The sequence below is a fragment of the Corallococcus sp. CA049B genome (assembly GCF_003611685.1).
Classification (GTDB): domain Bacteria; phylum Myxococcota; class Myxococcia; order Myxococcales; family Myxococcaceae; genus Corallococcus; species Corallococcus coralloides.
This window is the reverse complement of sequence record NZ_RAWC01000195.1, coordinates 1-17,429: the sequence shown is the minus strand read 5'-3', so window position 1 is coordinate 17,429 and position 17,429 is coordinate 1. Positions and strand designations below refer to the sequence as shown.

At 69.3% G+C, this 17,429-nt stretch carries 16 protein-coding genes; 6 read left to right on the top strand and 10 right to left on the bottom strand.

What is annotated here, in order from left to right; all coding sequences use genetic code 11:
• Positions 1 to 287 precede the first annotated feature (287 nt).
• The 3 genes from D7W82_RS30765 to D7W82_RS30755 are packed head-to-tail and all read right to left on the bottom strand — an operon-like array spanning position 288 to position 4,555.
• Positions 288 to 812, bottom strand: coding sequence for a thermonuclease family protein (locus tag D7W82_RS30765; RefSeq protein ID WP_370451091.1), 525 nt, complete (start codon positions 810 to 812; stop codon positions 288 to 290).
• Positions 813 to 823: 11 nt separating this feature from the next.
• Positions 824 to 2,518, bottom strand: coding sequence for a lamin tail domain-containing protein (locus D7W82_RS30760; protein WP_370451090.1), 1,695 nt, complete (start codon positions 2,516 to 2,518; stop codon positions 824 to 826).
• 12 nt (positions 2,519 to 2,530) lie between these two features.
• A complete protein-coding gene (locus D7W82_RS30755) occupies positions 2,531 to 4,555 on the bottom strand; it encodes a hypothetical protein (protein WP_199727868.1) in 2,025 nt (674 codons plus the stop codon).
• Between the two features lie 194 nt (positions 4,556 to 4,749).
• Between D7W82_RS30755 and D7W82_RS30750 the strand changes: the two genes are divergently transcribed.
• Together D7W82_RS30750 and D7W82_RS30745 are read left to right on the top strand one after the other, a co-directional pair.
• Positions 4,750 to 5,523 carry an alpha/beta hydrolase gene (locus tag D7W82_RS30750; RefSeq protein WP_120621727.1) on the top strand — a complete coding sequence of 258 codons (774 nt, stop codon included), beginning with the start codon at positions 4,750 to 4,752 and terminating at the stop codon, positions 5,521 to 5,523.
• 10 nt (positions 5,524 to 5,533) lie between these two features.
• Positions 5,534 to 6,112, top strand: coding sequence for a DUF2378 family protein (locus tag D7W82_RS30745; RefSeq protein WP_233588032.1), 579 nt, complete (start codon positions 5,534 to 5,536; stop codon positions 6,110 to 6,112).
• A gap of 3 nt (positions 6,113 to 6,115) precedes the next feature.
• On the opposite strand, the gene D7W82_RS30740 is transcribed toward D7W82_RS30745, so the two are convergent.
• Positions 6,116 to 7,276, bottom strand: a complete 1,161-nt coding sequence (locus D7W82_RS30740) for an acetyl-CoA carboxylase biotin carboxylase subunit family protein (protein ID WP_120621725.1) — start codon at positions 7,274 to 7,276, stop codon at positions 6,116 to 6,118.
• Between the two features lie 129 nt (positions 7,277 to 7,405).
• On the opposite strand from D7W82_RS30740, the gene D7W82_RS40685 reads away from it, so the two are divergent.
• Positions 7,406 to 7,552: a hypothetical protein gene (locus tag D7W82_RS40685; protein WP_158617758.1), complete on the top strand. Its 147-nt coding sequence runs from the start codon at positions 7,406 to 7,408 to the stop codon at positions 7,550 to 7,552.
• Between the two features lie 375 nt (positions 7,553 to 7,927).
• Here the strand turns inward: D7W82_RS40685 and D7W82_RS30735 are convergent, their stop codons facing one another.
• From D7W82_RS30735 to ettA, 4 genes are all read right to left on the bottom strand, one after another.
• Positions 7,928 to 8,269: a hypothetical protein gene (locus tag D7W82_RS30735; RefSeq protein WP_120621724.1), complete on the bottom strand. Its 342-nt coding sequence runs from the start codon at positions 8,267 to 8,269 to the stop codon at positions 7,928 to 7,930.
• Between the two features lie 92 nt (positions 8,270 to 8,361).
• Positions 8,362 to 9,147, bottom strand: coding sequence for a zinc metalloprotease (locus D7W82_RS30730; protein WP_233588031.1), 786 nt, complete (start codon positions 9,145 to 9,147; stop codon positions 8,362 to 8,364).
• Positions 9,148 to 9,335: 188 nt separating this feature from the next.
• A complete protein-coding gene (locus D7W82_RS40205) occupies positions 9,336 to 9,623 on the bottom strand; it encodes a hypothetical protein (protein ID WP_147439639.1) in 288 nt (95 codons plus the stop codon).
• Between the two features lie 404 nt (positions 9,624 to 10,027).
• Entirely contained in the window at positions 10,028 to 11,707 is a 1,680-nt protein-coding gene (gene ettA, locus D7W82_RS30725; protein WP_120562491.1) for an energy-dependent translational throttle protein EttA, read from the bottom strand.
• A gap of 190 nt (positions 11,708 to 11,897) precedes the next feature.
• Here ettA and D7W82_RS30720 point away from each other — a divergent pair, with 190 nt between their 5' ends.
• The 3 genes from D7W82_RS30720 to D7W82_RS30710 all read left to right on the top strand — a co-directional run bounded on the left by D7W82_RS30720 (position 11,898) and on the right by D7W82_RS30710 (position 15,380).
• Positions 11,898 to 12,839, top strand: a complete 942-nt coding sequence (locus tag D7W82_RS30720) for an ABC transporter ATP-binding protein (RefSeq protein WP_120621722.1) — start codon at positions 11,898 to 11,900, stop codon at positions 12,837 to 12,839.
• A gap of 26 nt (positions 12,840 to 12,865) precedes the next feature.
• Positions 12,866 to 13,627 carry an ABC transporter permease gene (locus tag D7W82_RS30715; protein WP_120621721.1) on the top strand — a complete coding sequence of 254 codons (762 nt, stop codon included), beginning with the start codon at positions 12,866 to 12,868 and terminating at the stop codon, positions 13,625 to 13,627.
• A gap of 130 nt (positions 13,628 to 13,757) precedes the next feature.
• Entirely contained in the window at positions 13,758 to 15,380 is a 1,623-nt protein-coding gene (locus D7W82_RS30710; protein ID WP_120621720.1) for a serine/threonine-protein kinase, read from the top strand.
• Positions 15,381 to 15,434: 54 nt separating this feature from the next.
• Here the strand turns inward: D7W82_RS30710 and D7W82_RS30705 are convergent, their stop codons facing one another.
• Both D7W82_RS30705 and D7W82_RS30700 read right to left on the bottom strand, forming a co-directional pair.
• Positions 15,435 to 15,854, bottom strand: coding sequence for a VOC family protein (locus D7W82_RS30705; protein ID WP_120621731.1), 420 nt, complete (start codon positions 15,852 to 15,854; stop codon positions 15,435 to 15,437).
• A gap of 71 nt (positions 15,855 to 15,925) precedes the next feature.
• The gene (locus tag D7W82_RS30700; protein WP_120621719.1) at positions 15,926 to 17,356 is read right to left on the bottom strand and encodes a M20 family metallopeptidase; all 1,431 of its coding nucleotides are present in this window, start codon (positions 17,354 to 17,356) and stop codon (positions 15,926 to 15,928) included.
• Positions 17,357 to 17,429 lie beyond the last annotated feature (73 nt).

Genomic DNA, 17,429 nt, shown 5'->3' with positions numbered 1-17,429 from the left:
GGACGGGGTGGGGTGGGTTGCCCACCTCTGGGATTGAACCCGGGGACATGGCGGGCGGCCATGGGAGGCCTCCGTGAACCGCTGGGTCCCCTCAAGGACCTGGGGGAGACGGACTCCCAGGCACAAGGGAGGCAGCAGGCCATGTCATTCGCGGAACGCAGGACCGGCGGGCAGGGCGCGCACGCGCTGGCGACGGGGCGGTTGCCCCCGAGGACGTGGACCCAGGTCCACGTCCTGCCGGCGGAGGGCCGGTCCTGAGGGCGCCCCAGAGGGTCGATCCGCTGGAGTCACTGGCCCGGGCGGTGAGGGACACGCTGCCGTAGGGTGGACGCGGGCGGGCGCCGTCCCCGGGGACACGGCGCAGGGCAGCGACCCCACAGGCCCCGGCGGGCGCGCCGGGCCTCCAGCTCCAGGGCCTCGAACTCGCCGCGCCGGGAGGCTCCGGCCGGAGGGATGAACAGCGTGCACGCGTAGCCGCGCTTCACGAGCAGCGCGTTCACGTCCTCGCCGTCCACGGACACATAGGCGAGCCGCCGCCCGAAGCGGTCCGTGCACGCCTCCGCGTCCCGCAGCCGCACCGTGCGGCCCTCCACGAGCGAGCGGTTGAACGCCGCGGCCTCCTCGCCGAAGCAGTCGTCGTGCCCCCGCGTCGTCTCCGGGGTGTCGGCCAGCAGGTAGCGGATGCGCTCGCCGTCCTGGAGCACCACCGTGTCCCCGTCGATGACCTTCGTCACCACGCCCGTGCTCGGACCGCACTCCCCTTCCCCGCCACCACAGGCGCACACGAGGGTGAGCAGCAGCAGCCACGCCAATCCCCGAGTCCTCATCGCGCGCACGTCCGGTTCTCCCGGCCCGGGGTGCCCCGGTCGCCCGCGCCGTAGTTCACACCGGCGGGCGTGGGACAGAAGGCCCCGGCCACGTCGTTACCGGTGGCGTCCCGAACGCGCGCATCCAGCTGCGACGACACGCCGGGGCTCGCGGCGCTCGTGAAGGCCACCGAGTCCAGGACACTGCCCTGCGCCGACAGCTCGAGGACATGCGCCCCCGCGCCGTTGCCCAGGCCGAACGCGAACGTGCCGAGCACCGAGGGCAACCCGCCATTGAGTGAAGCGTCATCACCGCGCGCGAGGACCGCGAAGCTCCCGGCCTTCATCGACAGGCACAGCGGGGACTCCAGGACGGAGCTGCCCGACTCGTTGGCGAGCGTCACCCCGTTGAGGTCCAGCTCACGCAGCGCGAGCACCTCCACCCATTCCCCCTGCGCATCCGGGACGGTGGTGGGGTCGGCCATGAACTCGGTGAGCACCAGGGAGCCCACGGTGGGAGTCCGGAGCGCGCGGGTCTGCCCCGTGGTCCGGTCGATACAGCCCGCCTGCGCAGTGCCCGCGTCCGCTCCGGTGCACGCGCGGTTGGCCCGTCCCGGCGTGCCCAGGTTACCCCTGTCGCCGTAGGCCTCCGTGGCGGCGCACCAGGACGCGGTGGCGTCGTTGCCCTTCGCATCGGCGGTGAGCGGCGCGGACACCTGGGTGGCCACGCCGTCCTGGGCGGGGCCATACAGCGCGCTGTCGATGAGCACGTTGCCCGAGCGCACGGCGACCACGCCGCCCGCGTTGCGAAGGTCCACGGAGAACGTGGCCAGCGGCTCCGGCAGGCCACCGTTCACCTCCGGCTCCCGCCTTCGCGCGAGCAGCGCGGACTCTCCAGCGGCGAGGGACAGACAGCGCTCCGATTCCAGGCGTGTACCGGACGTGTCTGTCCCCACCGTCAGCCCATTGAGGTCCACGGGCACGGTGGCGCGGACCTCCAGCCACTCGCCCACCGTGTCGTCGCCTCGCGGGTTGGCCATCACCTCGGTGATGATCAGCTCTCCGGGTCGCGGGGACTGGACCTCCCGGGGAGAGTCCGCGCCCGGAGGCAGGCATGTCGCTCCGGATGTCACTCCGCCATCCGCCAACGCGGGACACGGCGCGTTCGCGCTGCCCGGACTGCCCGGCGCATCGCACCAGCCTGACAGGCCGTCATGGGTCCGGGCCGAACCCGACTTCGCAGGCGCTTCAAGCACCACCGAGTCGAGCACGCGCGTCCCGCACCGCAGGCCCAGGAGCCCCGCGCTGTTCCCCAGCGCGCCGAGCGCATCCCCATAGGTCTGGTCCACATGCTCGGGCAGTGCTCCCTCGCGCACGTCGCCCAGCACGATGAAGGCCCCCGCGTCCACCGGCAGGCCCGTGGTGAACGTGTAGACCCGCTCCTGTGCCGCCTCGTCGCGCGCGGTGAAGAGCGTGACGCCCAGCAGGTCCACGGTCTCCCCGGTGGGGTTGTGGAGCTCCACGTACTCCTTCCCCGTGTCCGCGCCCGCGGGGTCGTTGAGGTACTCCGTGATGACCAGGTCCCCCGGCACCAGCGCATCACAGGCCGCTGGCTCCTCCTCCCACGTGGGCAGTCCGCACGCCCCCATCCATCCCAGCACCCATCCCAATCCCAACCGCACGCCCCATCCCCGCACTGCCCAAGCCGCCACACTCCGCTCCCTTCAGAACCGCGTCTCCACTTCCAGCGCGAACAGGTGCCGGGGCGCATCCGGCGGCGTCCGGGCCCCTCTCGCGTCCTTCAAGTCCACGACCCACGCGTACCGGGCCCGTGTCGTCACGGCATCCGCCGTCCAGCTCGCATCGAGCGTGGCCCGGAAGGACTGCTCCAGCCGGTTGCGCGTCGACAGGTCCTCGTCCTTCCACACGGCGCGGCCCCGCAGCCTCACGGCGTCGCAAGGCCGCACCTGCGCCTCCACCACCGCATGCGCGTCCTCACGCACGCCCCGGTTCACCGGATCATCCACGCGGGCATGCGCGTACTGCGCGGCCATGGACACGGCATCGTGAAGCTCCGCCTTCACCCGGACCGTGATGCGCAGGAGCGACCCTGCGCAGGGGTCCTCGCCCGAACCGTCGAAGCAGTCCCCCGCCACGCCGACGTCCTTGTCCCGGTACTCGGTCCACAGCGACGGCTGGAACAGCGCGTGCGCCCGCCAGTCCATTCGGGCCGAAGCCCGCAGGTTCACCGTGCCGGCACTGCCCACCGCCGCGCCGTCGGCGGGCAGCGTCCACGCATCCACCTCACCACGCAGCCGCAGCGCGCCCTCCACGCGGTGCAGGTAGCGCACGCGCGCGCCCACTTCGTTCCGGGCCCGCGAGCCCTCCAGCTCGTCCGGGCCGGACATCGCGCCCGTGTAGGGATTGGCGAAGCCGCGCCCGTAGGCACGCAGCGACAGCTCCAGCTCCTTCGTGGTGTCCGCCACCACCGTGCGCTGAAGCGCGCCGTAGCCACCGCCTCCGCCCATCGCCGAATCGAACGTGCGCGCCGCTTCCACGAAGAGGTCCACGGGGCCCAGACCCCACGCGCAATCCACGCCCACCGCGCCGAAAGCTCCGCCCGCCGGGTAGCCCGCCGTGGAACGGAAATCGAGCACCGCGCCCTCCACGCTCCACACCGGCCGCGCGCCCCAGGCCGTCATTCCGACCTGTGCCCGCCGGGTCCACGCCATCGCCGCGTGGCCACCTCCTGCCCACTCGTGGAACACACCGGGCAGCGTGCGCGACACCACGCGCCCCGCGGGTGCTCCCGTCCCCGCGAGCCACACCGCTGGCGCCTTGCAGGCCGTGCCCTCGCAGGACGTCCGTTCCATCAGGGCGTGCGAGATCAACGAACGGGACTGATACGAACCGAAGCCCGTCACGGACACGCCCGAGGAGGTCCGCACCGTGCCCACCACGCCGCGGAAACCTTCGTCCCACTGGAAGTCCGGCGTCACGTCCGCGGCGCGCTCCTCGGGGGTGCAGGCGCCTTCTCCCAGGAAGCACCAGCGCTCCACGCCGCCTGGCGCGCGCACGGTGTCGTCAGGCAGGAAGCCGTCCGGCGTGGGCAGTCCGGTGGTGTCCAACGTGAGCCGCTGACCGAAGCCCAGCCGGTACGAGCCCACCAGCACGGAAGCCCGCTCGCCCGTCCACTGACCGTGGAACTTGGGCACGACCACCGACACGCCGGGCGCCTCCGCCACCAGCGCCCGCCGGTTCGCATCCCGTTGCACCGCCCCCAGCCGTCGCCGCGTGAGGGACGTGAGCAACCCCACGCGCCAGCCCTCCGGCCCCGCCACGCGCACCTGGAGCGCCAGGGGCGGAAGCACCGGATCCGACGCGGCGAACGCCGTCAGCAGCCGCGCATCGCCCGTCACCCGCTCCGGCGCCGAGGTCGTCAGGAAGGGCGCCAGCCGTCGCAGCTCCTCCGGCGTCAGTCCTCCGGAAGCCGTGAACCCATCCACGCGCGCGTACGTCAGTCCCGGCAACGCATAGAGCGCGGCGCGCGACGCATGCGCTGGATCCACGCCCGAGCGTCGCAGCACCAGCAGCGCGGACAGCGTCTCCGCCGTGATGGCTCCGTCCTCTCGCAGCGCGAACAGCGCCTGCTCCCCCGTGTCCTCGGGGTCTACCTCATAGGTCGCGGCGAGCGCCGTGAAGGGCAGACCCAGCAGGAACAGCCAGACGCGGAAGAGGACGGAACGCACGCGGCGGGCCCTCTGCACGAGCGGGACCACCCTTCCCTACAGAGAAGGGACGACGCGCGGTCCATCCCTTCCCCGGACCCGCCGTCCAGGCCAGGGACGGCGGTCCACGCGCATCCACGTGGGCGTGGGGCGGTGCGGCTATGCTGCGGTGACCTCCTCGCGAGGCCGGCCCCGTCCGGCCCCAGAAACAGCGCATGGGCTACGTCCACATCCTTCGCCACTTCCCCTCTCCCCAGGAGGGGTTCAACCGCACCGTCCGCATCTACACGCCGGACACCTACGACGCCTGGCAGGACCACCGCTTCCCGGTGCTCTACATGCACGACGGGCAGAACGTCTTCGCGCATCCGGAGTCCGCCGTCTTCGACACGTGGTGCGCCAACCGCGTCGCGGAGGAGAACGTCCAGGCGGGTCGGATGGAGCCGTGGATCATCGTCGCGGTGGACTCGGGCCCCGGCCGCTTCCAGGAGTACTCACCGTGGGATGAGCCGCGCAACGGCGTGTCCGCGCGAGGCGAGGCCTACGGGCGCTTCCTCGTGGAGGAGCTGAAGCCATACATCGACCGGACGTACCGCACGCGCCAGGGCAGCGAGTGGACCGGCGTGATGGGTTCGTCGCTGGGCGGGCTCATCTCACTGTACCTGGGATGGAAGTTCCCGCGGGTGTTCGGGCGCATCGGCGCGCTGTCGCCCACGGTGATGTGGAGCCAGGGCCACCTCTTCGACGCGTGGCGCGAGCACAGCCGCCGCTGGTCGCGCATCTACCTGGACGCGGGCGACACCGAGTTCGTCCACGCGGGCGGCATCCCCCTGGACTACGGCCGGGGCACGCGCGACTTCTTCCACCACCTCAAGGGCCTTGGCTACGGCGACCACGAGGTGTCGCTCGTGCTGGAGCCCGGCGGCGAGCACCACGAGAAGGACTGGCAGCGCCGGCTTCCGGCGGCCATGCAGTGGCTGCTCGGGTGAGCCCCCTCTCGTGACACACCGGCCCCGCTCGGTGCCGCCCGAACAGCGGCAGGTCTATGTGCAGGTCGTGGAAGGCCTGCTCCAGCACGGCCTGAGAGGCCAGGTGTCCCCCCGCCTGCGGGAACGGCTGCGTCAGGCGGGCGTGGACCTGGACCGGCCGCTGTTGCCGCTCTACCCCGTGCCGCTCTGGGCGCGCTGCCTGGAGATCGTCGTCGAAGAGGTGTACCCGGGCCTGCCCAAGGCGGAGGGCTTCGCCCGGCTCGCCCGGGCGCACGTGGAGGGCTACGGGGCCACGCTGCTGGGCCGCGCGGTGATGGGCGTGATGCGCGTGCTGGGCCCCCGGCGAGTGGTGCAGCGGATGCCGGAGGTGCTGCGCGGCACGGACAACTACACGGAGGTGACGCTCGTGGAGCGCGGCCCCGCGCACTTCGAGCTGCACTTCAACTCGAGCCTCAAGGGGCCCGGCTACGTGGAGGCCCTCCTCGAGTCCCTGCTGGCCGCGGGCGGCGCGAAGGCGCCTCAGGTGACGAAGCTGTACGACGACGGGGAGCGCACCGAGTACTCGCTCACCTGGACCCAGGAGCCCTGAAGCTCACGTCGCCTGGATGAAGCGCACCGCGTCCTGCATGGACTCCAGGTCCTGGTGGCGCGTGAGGTACATCTCTTCACCCAGGAGCGAGTGGTAGATGGGCGGCAGCTCGCGGTGCACGAGCAGCGACCTACCCAGCCGTTCGACGATCTGCGAGTGGGAGTGCTTGTAGCGCCGGCCGTGACGGCGGGCGCTGTGGCAGACGTGGTGGCGCGGCGTGTACTGGAAGTCCGCCACCGGGTCGCCCGTCACGACGCGGGCATAGAGCCGGTACACGTCGATGTCGCACGTGTAGTTCATCATGTCCGTCATGAAGCCGCCGGGCGGGCGCAGGTTGGCCTCCAGCACGACGAAGCGGCCATCCGGAAGGCGGAAGAACTCCAGGTGGAACCAGCGCTCGCGCAGGCCGAACGCGGCGACGACCTGGCGGCCCAGCACGTCGAGCGCGGCGGGGATGTGCTGGAGGCTCCAGAAGGAGATGTCGCGCCGCTCGGTGACGGTCTCCATGCCGCCGTCGCTGTATTCGTGGCTGAGGTTGAAGACGATGACGCCGTGGCGGTCCACGATGCCGTCGTAGGTGACGATGGTGCCGCGCACGAAGGGCTGCGCGACATAGGACGTGGGCAGCGGGTGGGCGAGCGCGGCGTCCACCTCCGCGTCGCTGGCGACCTTGAACGTGTGGGCGGCGCCCACGCCCACGTCGGGCTTGAGCACGAGCGGGTAGCCCACGCGGGCGGCGAACTCCTTCACCTGGTCCGCGTCGCGCACGCGCAGCAGGTCCGGGTGGGGGACGCCGGAGGCGTGGAAGACCTCGGCCATGCCGGACTTGGAGCGCAGCTTGTGGATGTCCGAGGGCTGGAGGCCCGCGACATGGAAGTCCTCGCGCAGGCGGGCTTCGACTTCGAGCCAGGACTCATTGAGGGACTCGATGCGGTCCATGCGGCCGTGGCGCCAGGTGAGGTAGCCGGTGGCGCGCAGGAGGGCGTCGTAGTCGGTGAGGCTGGGGACGAAGAAGTATTCGCGAAGGGACTCGCGAAGCTCCTGGCGCAGGGACTCGTAGGGTGTGTCGCCGATGCCCAGCACGGTCACACCGCGCTCGCGCAGGGCGGTGGCGAAGTGGAAGTACTGGGAGGGGAAGTGGGGGGAGATGAAGACGAAGTTCATGGCTCCTGGCGGGCGAGTCCTCCGCTGGGGTGGACCATAGCGGCCCCGCCCGCGCCCTTGAAGCCCGCTGGGGAACAGTGTCCACCAGCGGCACTCGCACGGAGGGCTTGCACCGGGAACACTCGCGGCATGGCGGAGGATTCCAAGGCGTTCGCACAGGCGCGCGAGGCGATGGGAAGGCACACCATCCCGGAGCTCATCGACCTGCTGGAGAGCGAGGACGTCCACACGCGCTTCCTGGCGGAGATGTGCCTGAGGGACGCGACGTCCACCTGACTCCACTTCCAGCCCGCGGGTCCGCGGGCCGAAAGGGAGGCAGCGGTGCAGGAGTGGCGCGACTGGTGGGCCGCGCGGAGGGGCACGTTCAAGAAACGCTGGGGCGAACGGAGCGGCGGCTGACGGCCCCCGTGAGCGATTACCCGCGCCCTCAGCGCAGCAGGACGGATTCGAGGAACGTCCTCAACTCGTCGTCACTCATGTCCCCGCGCAACATCAGGCCGACACAAGCACGTGCCAGACGCCCCATGATGCTTGAGCCTCCCCGGACTTTGACCGAGTCCGGGCAAGCTCACAGACCGCCTTCCGCCCCTCTGGAAAGGTAAGAGGGGCGGAAGGTGAAGGCTGAGCTCAACGCGGCAGCGCGTCGCCTCGTCAGAAGGACTCCAGGCTCGACTCGAAGATGTCGAGGTCATTCTTGACGACCGTCATCTTGGCCGCGACGACAACGAAGCGCCGTCCACCGCTGACGATGACATGCACATCCCGTTCGGTGACGCCCTCGCGAAAGGCGGCCTGGACTTTACGAAGGTCATCAACCATCGGGCTGGTGATCTCGATCTCCCCGAGCTTGGTGGGAAGTTCGAGGTAGTCCACCCCTGCGAAGATGACATCCAGGTTTTGAGGGTGCTGCGCAGTCCGTGCACTTCGGATCAAAAGCTGGTCGTGGCTGACCCGAAATTCCCAGACACGGAAGACCCGCTCTGAAAGGTTCATCGATGACCTCGCCTACTGAAACGGGTTCTGGGTTGAAGACGCCACGTCGGCCGTGAGGGAGACGCGCCCGAGCGCCACTCCTCGGCTCGAAGCTACTGCGCCAGGTCCGGGCGGTAGGTGGCCAGGGTGCAGCGCATGCGCTGTACCTGCTCCGCGCTGAAGCCCGTCATGCAGGCGTCGTCCGTCAGCTCCATGTAGTTCTGGATGGGGACCGGCACGCCGCCGCAGCTGGTGATTCCCGCGGTGCACCCCTTGTGGGAGGTGGCGTTGGGCGGGGTGTCGCAGATGCGGTCGCCGGTGGTGTAGCAGGCCGGCGCGGTGGCTGTGCCGCACCCCGAGTAGTACGTGTGGAACAGGCCCAGGTAGTGGCCCACCTCGTGCGTGACGGTCCGCCCGTTGTGGTACGGCATGACGGGCCCCACCCGTCCGAATGCCAGCCAGTTGATGACCACGCGGTCCTGCGGCTGACCGACGGCGCCCGTGGGCTCCGCGGGGAGGAAGGGCACGTAGCCTCGCGAGCCGCCAGCGCTGTTGGTGTAGATGTTCACGTAGCGCGTTGGATCCCACGCGGTGCTGAGCCAGTAGCTGCCAGTGTCCTGGTACCACGTCGTGTTGCAATAACGCTGGATGCCCGTGGTCGGGTTGCCCGAGGGGTCCACGGTGGCCAGGAAGAACTCAATCTTGCTGTCCACTCCACCGCCGCCCGGAGTGCCAGCCAGCGCGCGGAAGTCCTCATTGAGGACCGCGATCTGACTGTGGACCAGCGCGTCCGAGACATTGCCATTCGTGCAGGCACTGTCCGCTACGACATGGACCACCACCGGGATGCGCCGCACCGCTACGGGCAGCCACTGAGGGCCGGGGACGGTCGAGTCCATGGAGCAGTCAGAGGCAGTCGGGGCGAACTTCGCCACGAAGGAAGGCACAGGCTCCGGGGCGGCACAGCCGTCGGAGTGGACCAGTGGGGACGCTCCGGACAGGTACGCCAGGGCATGACCGACCAGCAGAGAATGAAGTGTCATTTGAACCAAGGATACCTTGGCTCACGCGCCAGGGCGCCGCCACTTCAAACCAGATGTCCGCCATTGCCGTCGGCAGCTCCCCGTCCCACCCAAGGACTCAAGTGTTCATTGAATCCTTGGTCGCTCAGTTTGCCCTCGCCGACCCTCCACCACAGCCCCGACTCCAGCAAGACCCTCAGAGGAATGGATGGGAATGCCCGCTTGAAATAGGAAACAATCGCAGAATGCGAAATCCCACCTTCAAGTAAGCCCCCCAGCAGTTCCGCGAGTTCCACTGGGGTCAGCAGCTTTTCCTTCGCACGAAGCACGTTCAAGACGTCCTCGTCACGCATGTTTAATCCGCACAATCTGCAAGATTCAAGCGAAACCGATGGCTCGAGTTCCGGCATCCATCGGAATCTCCATTCTCTGAGCCACGTTCAGCAAACGTTACCGTGGCGCTACTGCCTTTCGAATCCTTCGCCACTGAACTCGCCTTAGGCTTCTTATGCTTTTTGAGCTTTGCCACAACTCATCCCCCTTTCGAACTTCCACAGCTATTCAAACAGCATTCACTGACCGCTCATACCAAACACCAATATCGCAGTTTCCGCAACCGCAGCACTGAAGTCTAAGTCAGATAGGCAGCGCGAATCGAAGTCAAGAAACTGCACGACTGGATCACGCGTGCACCCTCCTCCCGACGACACCTCCGCCCCGGAATCACTCACAGGGCGGAGCACAGCACACGGCAATCTCAGCTCTTCGTCAGCGGGCGGTAGCGGATCCGGTGCGGCTCCAGCGCGTCCGGGCCCAGGCGCTTCTTCTTGTCCGCTTCGTAGTCCTCGAAGTTGCCCTCGAAGAAGAACGCCTTGCTGTCGCCTTCGAACGCCAGGATGTGCGTGACGATGCGGTCCAGGAACCAGCGGTCGTGGCTGATGACCACCGCGCAGCCCGCGAAGCTCAGGAGCGCGTCCTCCAGGCTGCGCAGCGTCTCCACGTCCAGGTCGTTCGTGGGCTCGTCCAACAGCAGCAGGTTGCCGCCGGCTTTGAGCATCTTCGCCAGGTGCAGCCGGTTGCGCTCGCCGCCGGACAGGTCCTTCACCCGCTTCTGCTGATCCGTGCCCTTGAACGCGAAGCCCGACAGGTACGCGCGGCTGGGCACCGTGCCCGCCTTGCCCAGGTCGATGAGGTCCAACCCCCCGCTCACCTCCTGGAACACCGTCTGCTCACCGTCCAGCGAGTCGCGGCTCTGGTCCACGTAGGCCATCACCACCGACTCGCCAATCCGCAGCTCGCCCGCGTCCGGCTTCTCCGTGCCCGTCATCATCCGGAACAGCGTCGTCTTGCCCGCGCCGTTCGGGCCAATCACGCCCACGATGCCGCCCGGCGGCAGCTTGAAGTTCAGCTCGTCGATGAGCAGCCGGTCCCCATACGCCTTGCGCAGCCCCTTCGCCTCCACCACCAACCCACCCAGCGGCGGACCCGGCGGAATCATCACCTCGCCCGTCACGTCCCGCTTCTGCTGCGACTGGTTGAACAGCTCCTCGTACGCCGCGATGCGCGCCTTGCTCTTCGCCTGACGCGCCTTCGGAGACGCCCGCACCCACTCCAGCTCGCGCTTGAGCGTCTTCTGGCGGTGGCTCTCCGACTTCTCCTCCAGCTCCAGCCGCTTCTGCTTCTGGTCCAGCCAGCTGGAGTAGTTCCCCTTCCAGGGCACCCCCTCGCCGCGGTCCAGCTCCAGGATCCACTCCGCCACGTTGTCCAGGAAGTACCGGTCGTGCGTGATGCACACGATGGTCCCCGTGTATGCCTTCAGCGCCTGCTCCAGCCACGCCACGCTCTCCGCGTCCAGGTGGTTGGTGGGCTCGTCCAAGAGCAGCAGGTCCGGCTTCTCCAACAGGATGCGGCAGAGCGCCACGCGGCGCTTCTCACCGCCGGACAGCTTCGTCACGTCCGCGTCGCCCGGGGGCAGGCGCAGGGCGTCCATCGCCATCTCCAGCGTGCGATCCAGCTCCCAGCCGTTCGTGGAGTCGATGAAGTCCTGCAGCTTGCCCTGCTCGGCGAGCAGCTTCTCCATGGCCGCGTCGTCCATGGGCTCCGCGAACTTCGCGCTCACCTCATTGAAGCGGTCCAGCGCCTGGCGGATCTCCTTCAGGCCCAGCTCCACGTTCCCCTTCACGTCCAGCTTCGTGTCGAGCTGCGGCTCCTGCGCCAGGTAGCCCACCTTCACCGTGGGGTCCGGCTTCGCGATGCCGAAGAACTCCGTGTCCACCCCCGCCATGATGCGCAGGAGCGTGGACTTGCCGGAGCCGTTGGGACCAATCACGCCAATCTTCGCGCCCGGGAAGAAGGACAGGTAGATGCCCTTGAGGATGTCCTTGCCGTTCTTGACCTTGCGCAGGTCCTGCATCGTGAAGATGAAATTCTGGGCCATGGCGGAAGGCCTCCTGGGATTCGCCGAAAAGACGTGAGCGGGGCCAGCGGATAGCAGGGAGCCCCATCCGGCTCAAGGCGCCTGCGTCCGCGCCGTGTCCGGTTGGACGGGGCGCGTCACGCGACCAGGAGCGAAAACGCCTGCTCGCTGACCAGCGAACCCAATTCGAAGGTGTTAGAGGAAGCGCCCCATGTCCGAGCCCACGACCCCCGCCCTGGAGCTGAAGGGCCTCTCCAAGGCCTACGGAAAGTTCACCGCCCTCCACGCCGTGGACCTCACCATCCGCCCCGGTGAAATCTTCGCCCTCCTGGGCCCCAACGGCGCCGGCAAGACGACCCTCATCGGCAGTGTGTGCGGCCTGGTGAAGAAGTCCGCTGGCACCATGAAGGTCTTCGGCAAGGACCTGGACGTGGACCCCACCGGGCCCCGCTACCAGGTCGGCCTCGTGCCGCAGGAGATCAACTTCGACCCGTTCTTCTCCGTCGCCGAGTCCCTGCGCATCCAGCAGGGCTACTACGGCCAGCCCCGCGACGACGCGCGCATCGATGAAGTCCTCACCGCCCTGAACCTCCAGGCCAAGAAGGACTCGCTCACGCGCGCCCTGTCTGGCGGCATGAAGCGCCGGCTGCTCATCGCCAAGGCGCTCGTCCACAAGCCCAAGCTCGTGTTCCTGGACGAGCCCACCGCGGGCGTGGACGTGGAGCTGCGCCGCGACCTGTGGACGTACGTGAAGAAGATCGCCAGCGAGGGCACCACCATCGTCCTCACCACGCACTACCTGGAAGAGGCGGAGGAGCTGGCGGACCGCGTGGGCATCATCAACGAGGGCCGCCTCCTCATGACCGAGGACAAGGCCGCGCTCCTGCGCCGCTTCGGAGAGAAGCGCCTCGTCGTCACCTTCGCCGAACCGCAGGCCGCCCTGCCCGCCGCGGGCGCGCGCTTCGCCGCGAGCCTCTCCGCCGACGGCCGCACGCTCACCTACGTGGAGCGCGACAACTGCGCGCCCGCCGGTGAGCTGCTCCGCTCGCTCTACGCGGACGGGCTGCCCATCGCGGAGGTGGAGACGCGCCGCTCGCGCCTGGAAGACGTGCTCATCGAAATCCTCCGTGGCCGCCCCTCGCAGGCCGCCTGAACCCCCGCTCCTTCGAAAAACACCCCATGAACGTCCTCGGGATGCAGACGCTGTTCGCGAAGGAGGTCCGGCGCTTCATGCGCGTGCCGGGCCAGACCGTCCTCTCGCCCCTCATCAGCACCACGCTGTACTTCATCGTCTTCGGCTACTCGATTTCCGGCCGCATCCACGAGGTGGAGGGCCAGCCGTACCTGCACTTCATCGTGCCGGGCCTCGTGTTCCTGGGCATCGCGAACAACGCGTTCCTCAACAGCTCCTCGTCGCTGTTCATCACCAAGATCCAGGGCACGGTGGTGGACCTGCTGGTGGCGCCGCTGGGGCCCGGTGAGCTGATGGTGGGCTTCATCGGCGGCGCCATGGTGCGCGGCCTGGTGGTGGGCCTGCTGACGTGGATTGTGGCGGCGGTGTTCTCCGGCTTCAGCCTGGAGCACCCGCTGGCGACGCTCTACTTCCTGCTGCTGTCCAGCTACGTGTTCAGCGTGCTGGGCATGCTCGCCGCCGTGTGGGCGGAGAAGTTCGAGCAGATCAACTTCTTCCCCACCTTCGTGATGCTGCCGCTCACGTTCCTGGGCGGCGTCTTCTACTCGGTGCGCGAACTGCCCTCGCCGTGGAACCACATCAGCCTCTTCAACCCCATGGTCTACATGGTGGAGGGGCTGCGCTACGGCATGCTCGGCAGCGGCCTGTTCTCACCGCTGGTGGGTGGGGCCATCCTCGCCGTCACGGCGGCGGTCGCGACGGGCGTCACGTACGCGGTGCTGCGCTCCGGCTACAAGATGAAGGCCTAGACGTCAGTAGCTCGCCTGCCTCCTTCACGGGTAGGGAGGCGAGCCCCTCCCTGCTGGACAGAACCTCGGTCTTTTTGGAAGTCGGCTGTTTCCCGCCCGGTGAGAAAGCGCGGTATCCTCCCGGACACCCATGGCGGTGGTCTTCGGGAAATACGAGCTGCTTCGAAAAATCGCGTCGGGCGGAATGGGACAGGTGTTCCTCGCCCGGGAGCACGGGACTGGGTTCGAGCGACTGGTCGTCCTCAAGCTCATCCTTCCGCACCTCGCCGAGGACGAAGAGTTCCTGGAGATGTTCCTGGACGAGGCGCGGCTGGTGGCGCGGCTGTCGCACCCGAACCTCATCACCATCCTCGACCTCTCGGAGATTGAGGGCCGGCACTGCCTGGCCATGGAGTACGTGCAGGGCGAGGACGTGCGCCGGTTGGACCGCTTCGCGCGCAAGCAGGAGCGCCCGCTGCCGGTGGGTCTGGTGGTCCGCATCATCGCGGACGCGGCGGCGGGGCTGTCCTACGCGCACGGTGCGCGGGACGGGCACGGCCAGCCGCTGAAGCTGGTGCACCGGGACGTGTCACCGCAGAACGTGCTCGTCGGGTTCGACGGGGGCGTGAAGGTCATCGACTTCGGCGTGGCGAAGGCGGCCACCAGCGGTCAGCAGACGGCGACGGGCGTGCTCAAGGGCAAGTACCCGTACATGTCGCCGGAGCAGGCCAACGGGATGGCGGTGGACGGCCGGAGCGACCAGTTCGCGCTCGGCGTCGTGATGTGGGAGCTGCTCACGGGCAAGCGCCTCTTCAAGGGCGACACGGACCTGATGACGCTGCGGCTGGTGCGCGACTGCCAGGTGCCGCCGCCGTCGCAGCTCAACCCGAAGCTGCCGCCGGGCCTGGATGAGATTGTCCTCAAGGCCCTGGCGCCCACGCCGGAGGGCCGCTACGCGGACTGCGCCGCGTTCCGCCTGGCGCTGGAGGACTGGACGCTCAACCTGCGGCTGCCGTCCAGCAGCGCGCACCTGGCCGCGTACCTGCGGGAGCTGTACGCGGACCGCATCACCCTGGAAGCGGACCCGGCGAAGCTGGATCAACTGGCCGAGGACGTGGACCTGGACGCGCAGTCCAACTCGTCGCGGGACGGGATGCCCACGTCGGGTGCGCGAGGGCAGGCCGGCTCGCGCGCGTCGAAGCTGGTGGGGCCGCCGTCCCGTCCGCCCACGCGCGTGGAGCCGGAGAAGACGCGGAACACCGCGGCCCTGATGCCGGAGCCTCCGAAGCGCCGCCCGTGGCTGCCCTTCGTGGTGGGCGGCGTGGCGCTGGTGGTGGGCGGCGCGGCGGTGGTGCTGGCGCGAGGTAGCTCCGAGGCGGTGACGCCGCCCCCGGTCGTGGCCACGCGGCCTCCGGAGGACGTGCAGAGCCGCACGCCGGAGACGCCCACGCGCCCCACGCCGCCGGAGACGCCCGAGCAGAACACGGCGCCCCAGCCGGTGCGCCTGATGGTGACGAGCGAGCCGCCCGGAGCCACGGTGCAGGTGGCGGGCGAGGAGCGCGGCGTCACGCCGGTGGCGCTGCCGCTGGTGCCCGGGGAGCCGTCGGTGGCGGTGACGCTCGCGCTCAACGGCTACGAGCCGGTGACGCGGCAGGTGTCCGCGGCGGACGCGCCCGGGGTGGCGGTGGCACTCCAGAAGCGGGCGACACGGCCGTCGCCCCAGCCGAAGAGGCCACCGTCCGGGTCGACACTGGGCATCAAGACGGGGCGCTGAGGCGCCTCTTCGTGCCGCCGGTCCGGCGGACCAGCACTGCCCGGGTGAGGCGCGTCAGGAGCGCTTCGCTCGCGACTCCGCGGACACCACGACGACGTAGCCGTCCGGGTCCTTCGCCCAGAACTCCCAGCGGCGCGAGTTCGGGTTCACGTGCGGCGCCTCCACCCACTCCACCTTCAGCGCCCGAGCCGCTTCCACGCACGCGTCGAAGTCCGTGGTCTCGAACCAGAGCAGCACGCCGTGGCCCTTGGGCGCCGAGTCCGGCCCCATCAGGTTCGCGTGCTCATCCAGGTCCCACGCGTGGAGCTGGAGCACGAGCTCGCCGTTGTTCAGCAACATCTCGTACTCGGGCCCGCCGTGCCCGCTCTCGCAGCCGAGCACCGCCTGGTACCACCGGCTGCTCGCCTCCACGTCTCGCACCGCGATGAGGGGCTGCGCACGGACGTGGCCGGTGCGGCGGGGCTTGCTCGACATGGAATGCTCCGGGAAGGCCAGGCTCGGAAAGAAGGACGGGGCGAACGCGGCCCCGTCCCTCCGGTGAGGCACTACCGCTTGAAGTGGTCGGCGACGACGCTCGCCACCGCGGCGGTCAGCTTCTTGCCCGTGGGGATGTGCAGGAACTCGTTGGGCCCGTGCGCGTTGCTGCCCGGCCCCAGCAGGCCCGTGATGAGGAACTGCGCCTCCGGGAAGCGCTCGCCCAGCATGCCCATGAACGGGATGGTGCCACCCTCGCCCATCGCCATCGCGGGCTTGCCGAAGCACGCCTTGGACGCGGACTCCACCGCGTTCGACAGCCAGCCGGCCAGGGGCGGCGCGTCCCAGCCCACCGACGCCTTGTCCCCTTCGAACGACACCTTCGCGCCGTACGGCGGATCCTTCTCCAGCGTCTCCTTCAGCGCCTTCGCGGCCGCCTTGGGGTCCACGCGCGGCGGGATGCGCATGGACAGCTTCCACGTCGTGAAGGGGCGCAGCACGTTGCCCGCGCTCGCCAGGGCCGGCACGCCCTCCACGCCCGTCAGCGCCAGCGCCGGACGCCAGGTGCGGTTGAGCACCAGCTCCTCGCCGTCCGTCGTCACCGGGCGCGCTCCCTCCACCCAGGGGAACTTCGAGAACAGCTCGTCGCCCATCGTCTGGGCCGCGGCCTTCGCCTGCTGGCGCCGGCCCTCCGGAATCTCCGTGTGCAGGGCCTGCACCTTGATGTGGCCCGTGGCTTCGTCCTCCACGCGCGACAGCAGCATCCGCATGATGCGCATCGAGGACGCCACCACGCCCGTCGCGTCACCGGAGTGCACGCCCTCCGTGAGGATGTCCACGCGCAGGTTGCCGGCCACCATGCCGCGCAGGCTGGTGGTCATCCACAGCTGCTCATAGTTCGCGCAGCCCGAGTCCAGGCACACCACCAGCGACGGCTTGCCGATGCGCGGCGCCAGCGCCTCGATGTACGCGGGCAGGTCGTAGCTACCGCTCTCCTCGCACGCCTCGATGACGATGGCGCAGCGCGCGTGCGGCACGCCCTGCTCCTTCAGCAGGCGCAGCGCGGACAGCGACGCGAACGCGGAGTAGCCGTCATCCGCGCCGCCGCGGCCGAAGAGCTTGTCGCCCTCGCGCACGGGGGTCCACGGCGTCAGGCCTTCACGCCAGCCGGTCATCTCCGGCTGCTTGTCCAGGTGGCCGTACAAGAGCACGGTGTCGTCACCGCGCGTGCCCGGCACCTCCATGTAGATGACCGGCGTGCGGTCCTTGCCGTCCGCCGTCTTCAGCCGCACCACCTCCACCGTCAGCCCCGGCAGGTGCGTGGCCTGCGCGCGGCACCAGTCCGCGATGAGCTGGACGGCCTGCTCCATGTGGCCGGACTTCACCCAGTCCGGGTCGAAGGCAGGCGACTTGTTGGGGATGCGGATGTAGCGCTCCAGCGCCGGGAGGATTTCCTGCTCCCAGATGCGCTCGGACGAGGCGAGGGCTTGGTCGACGTTCATGGCGGCGCCATGCTGCCCACCCCGGCGCCCCCTGTCGATGGAAAGCCCCGTCTCCCGAGGGGCGGGACACCCC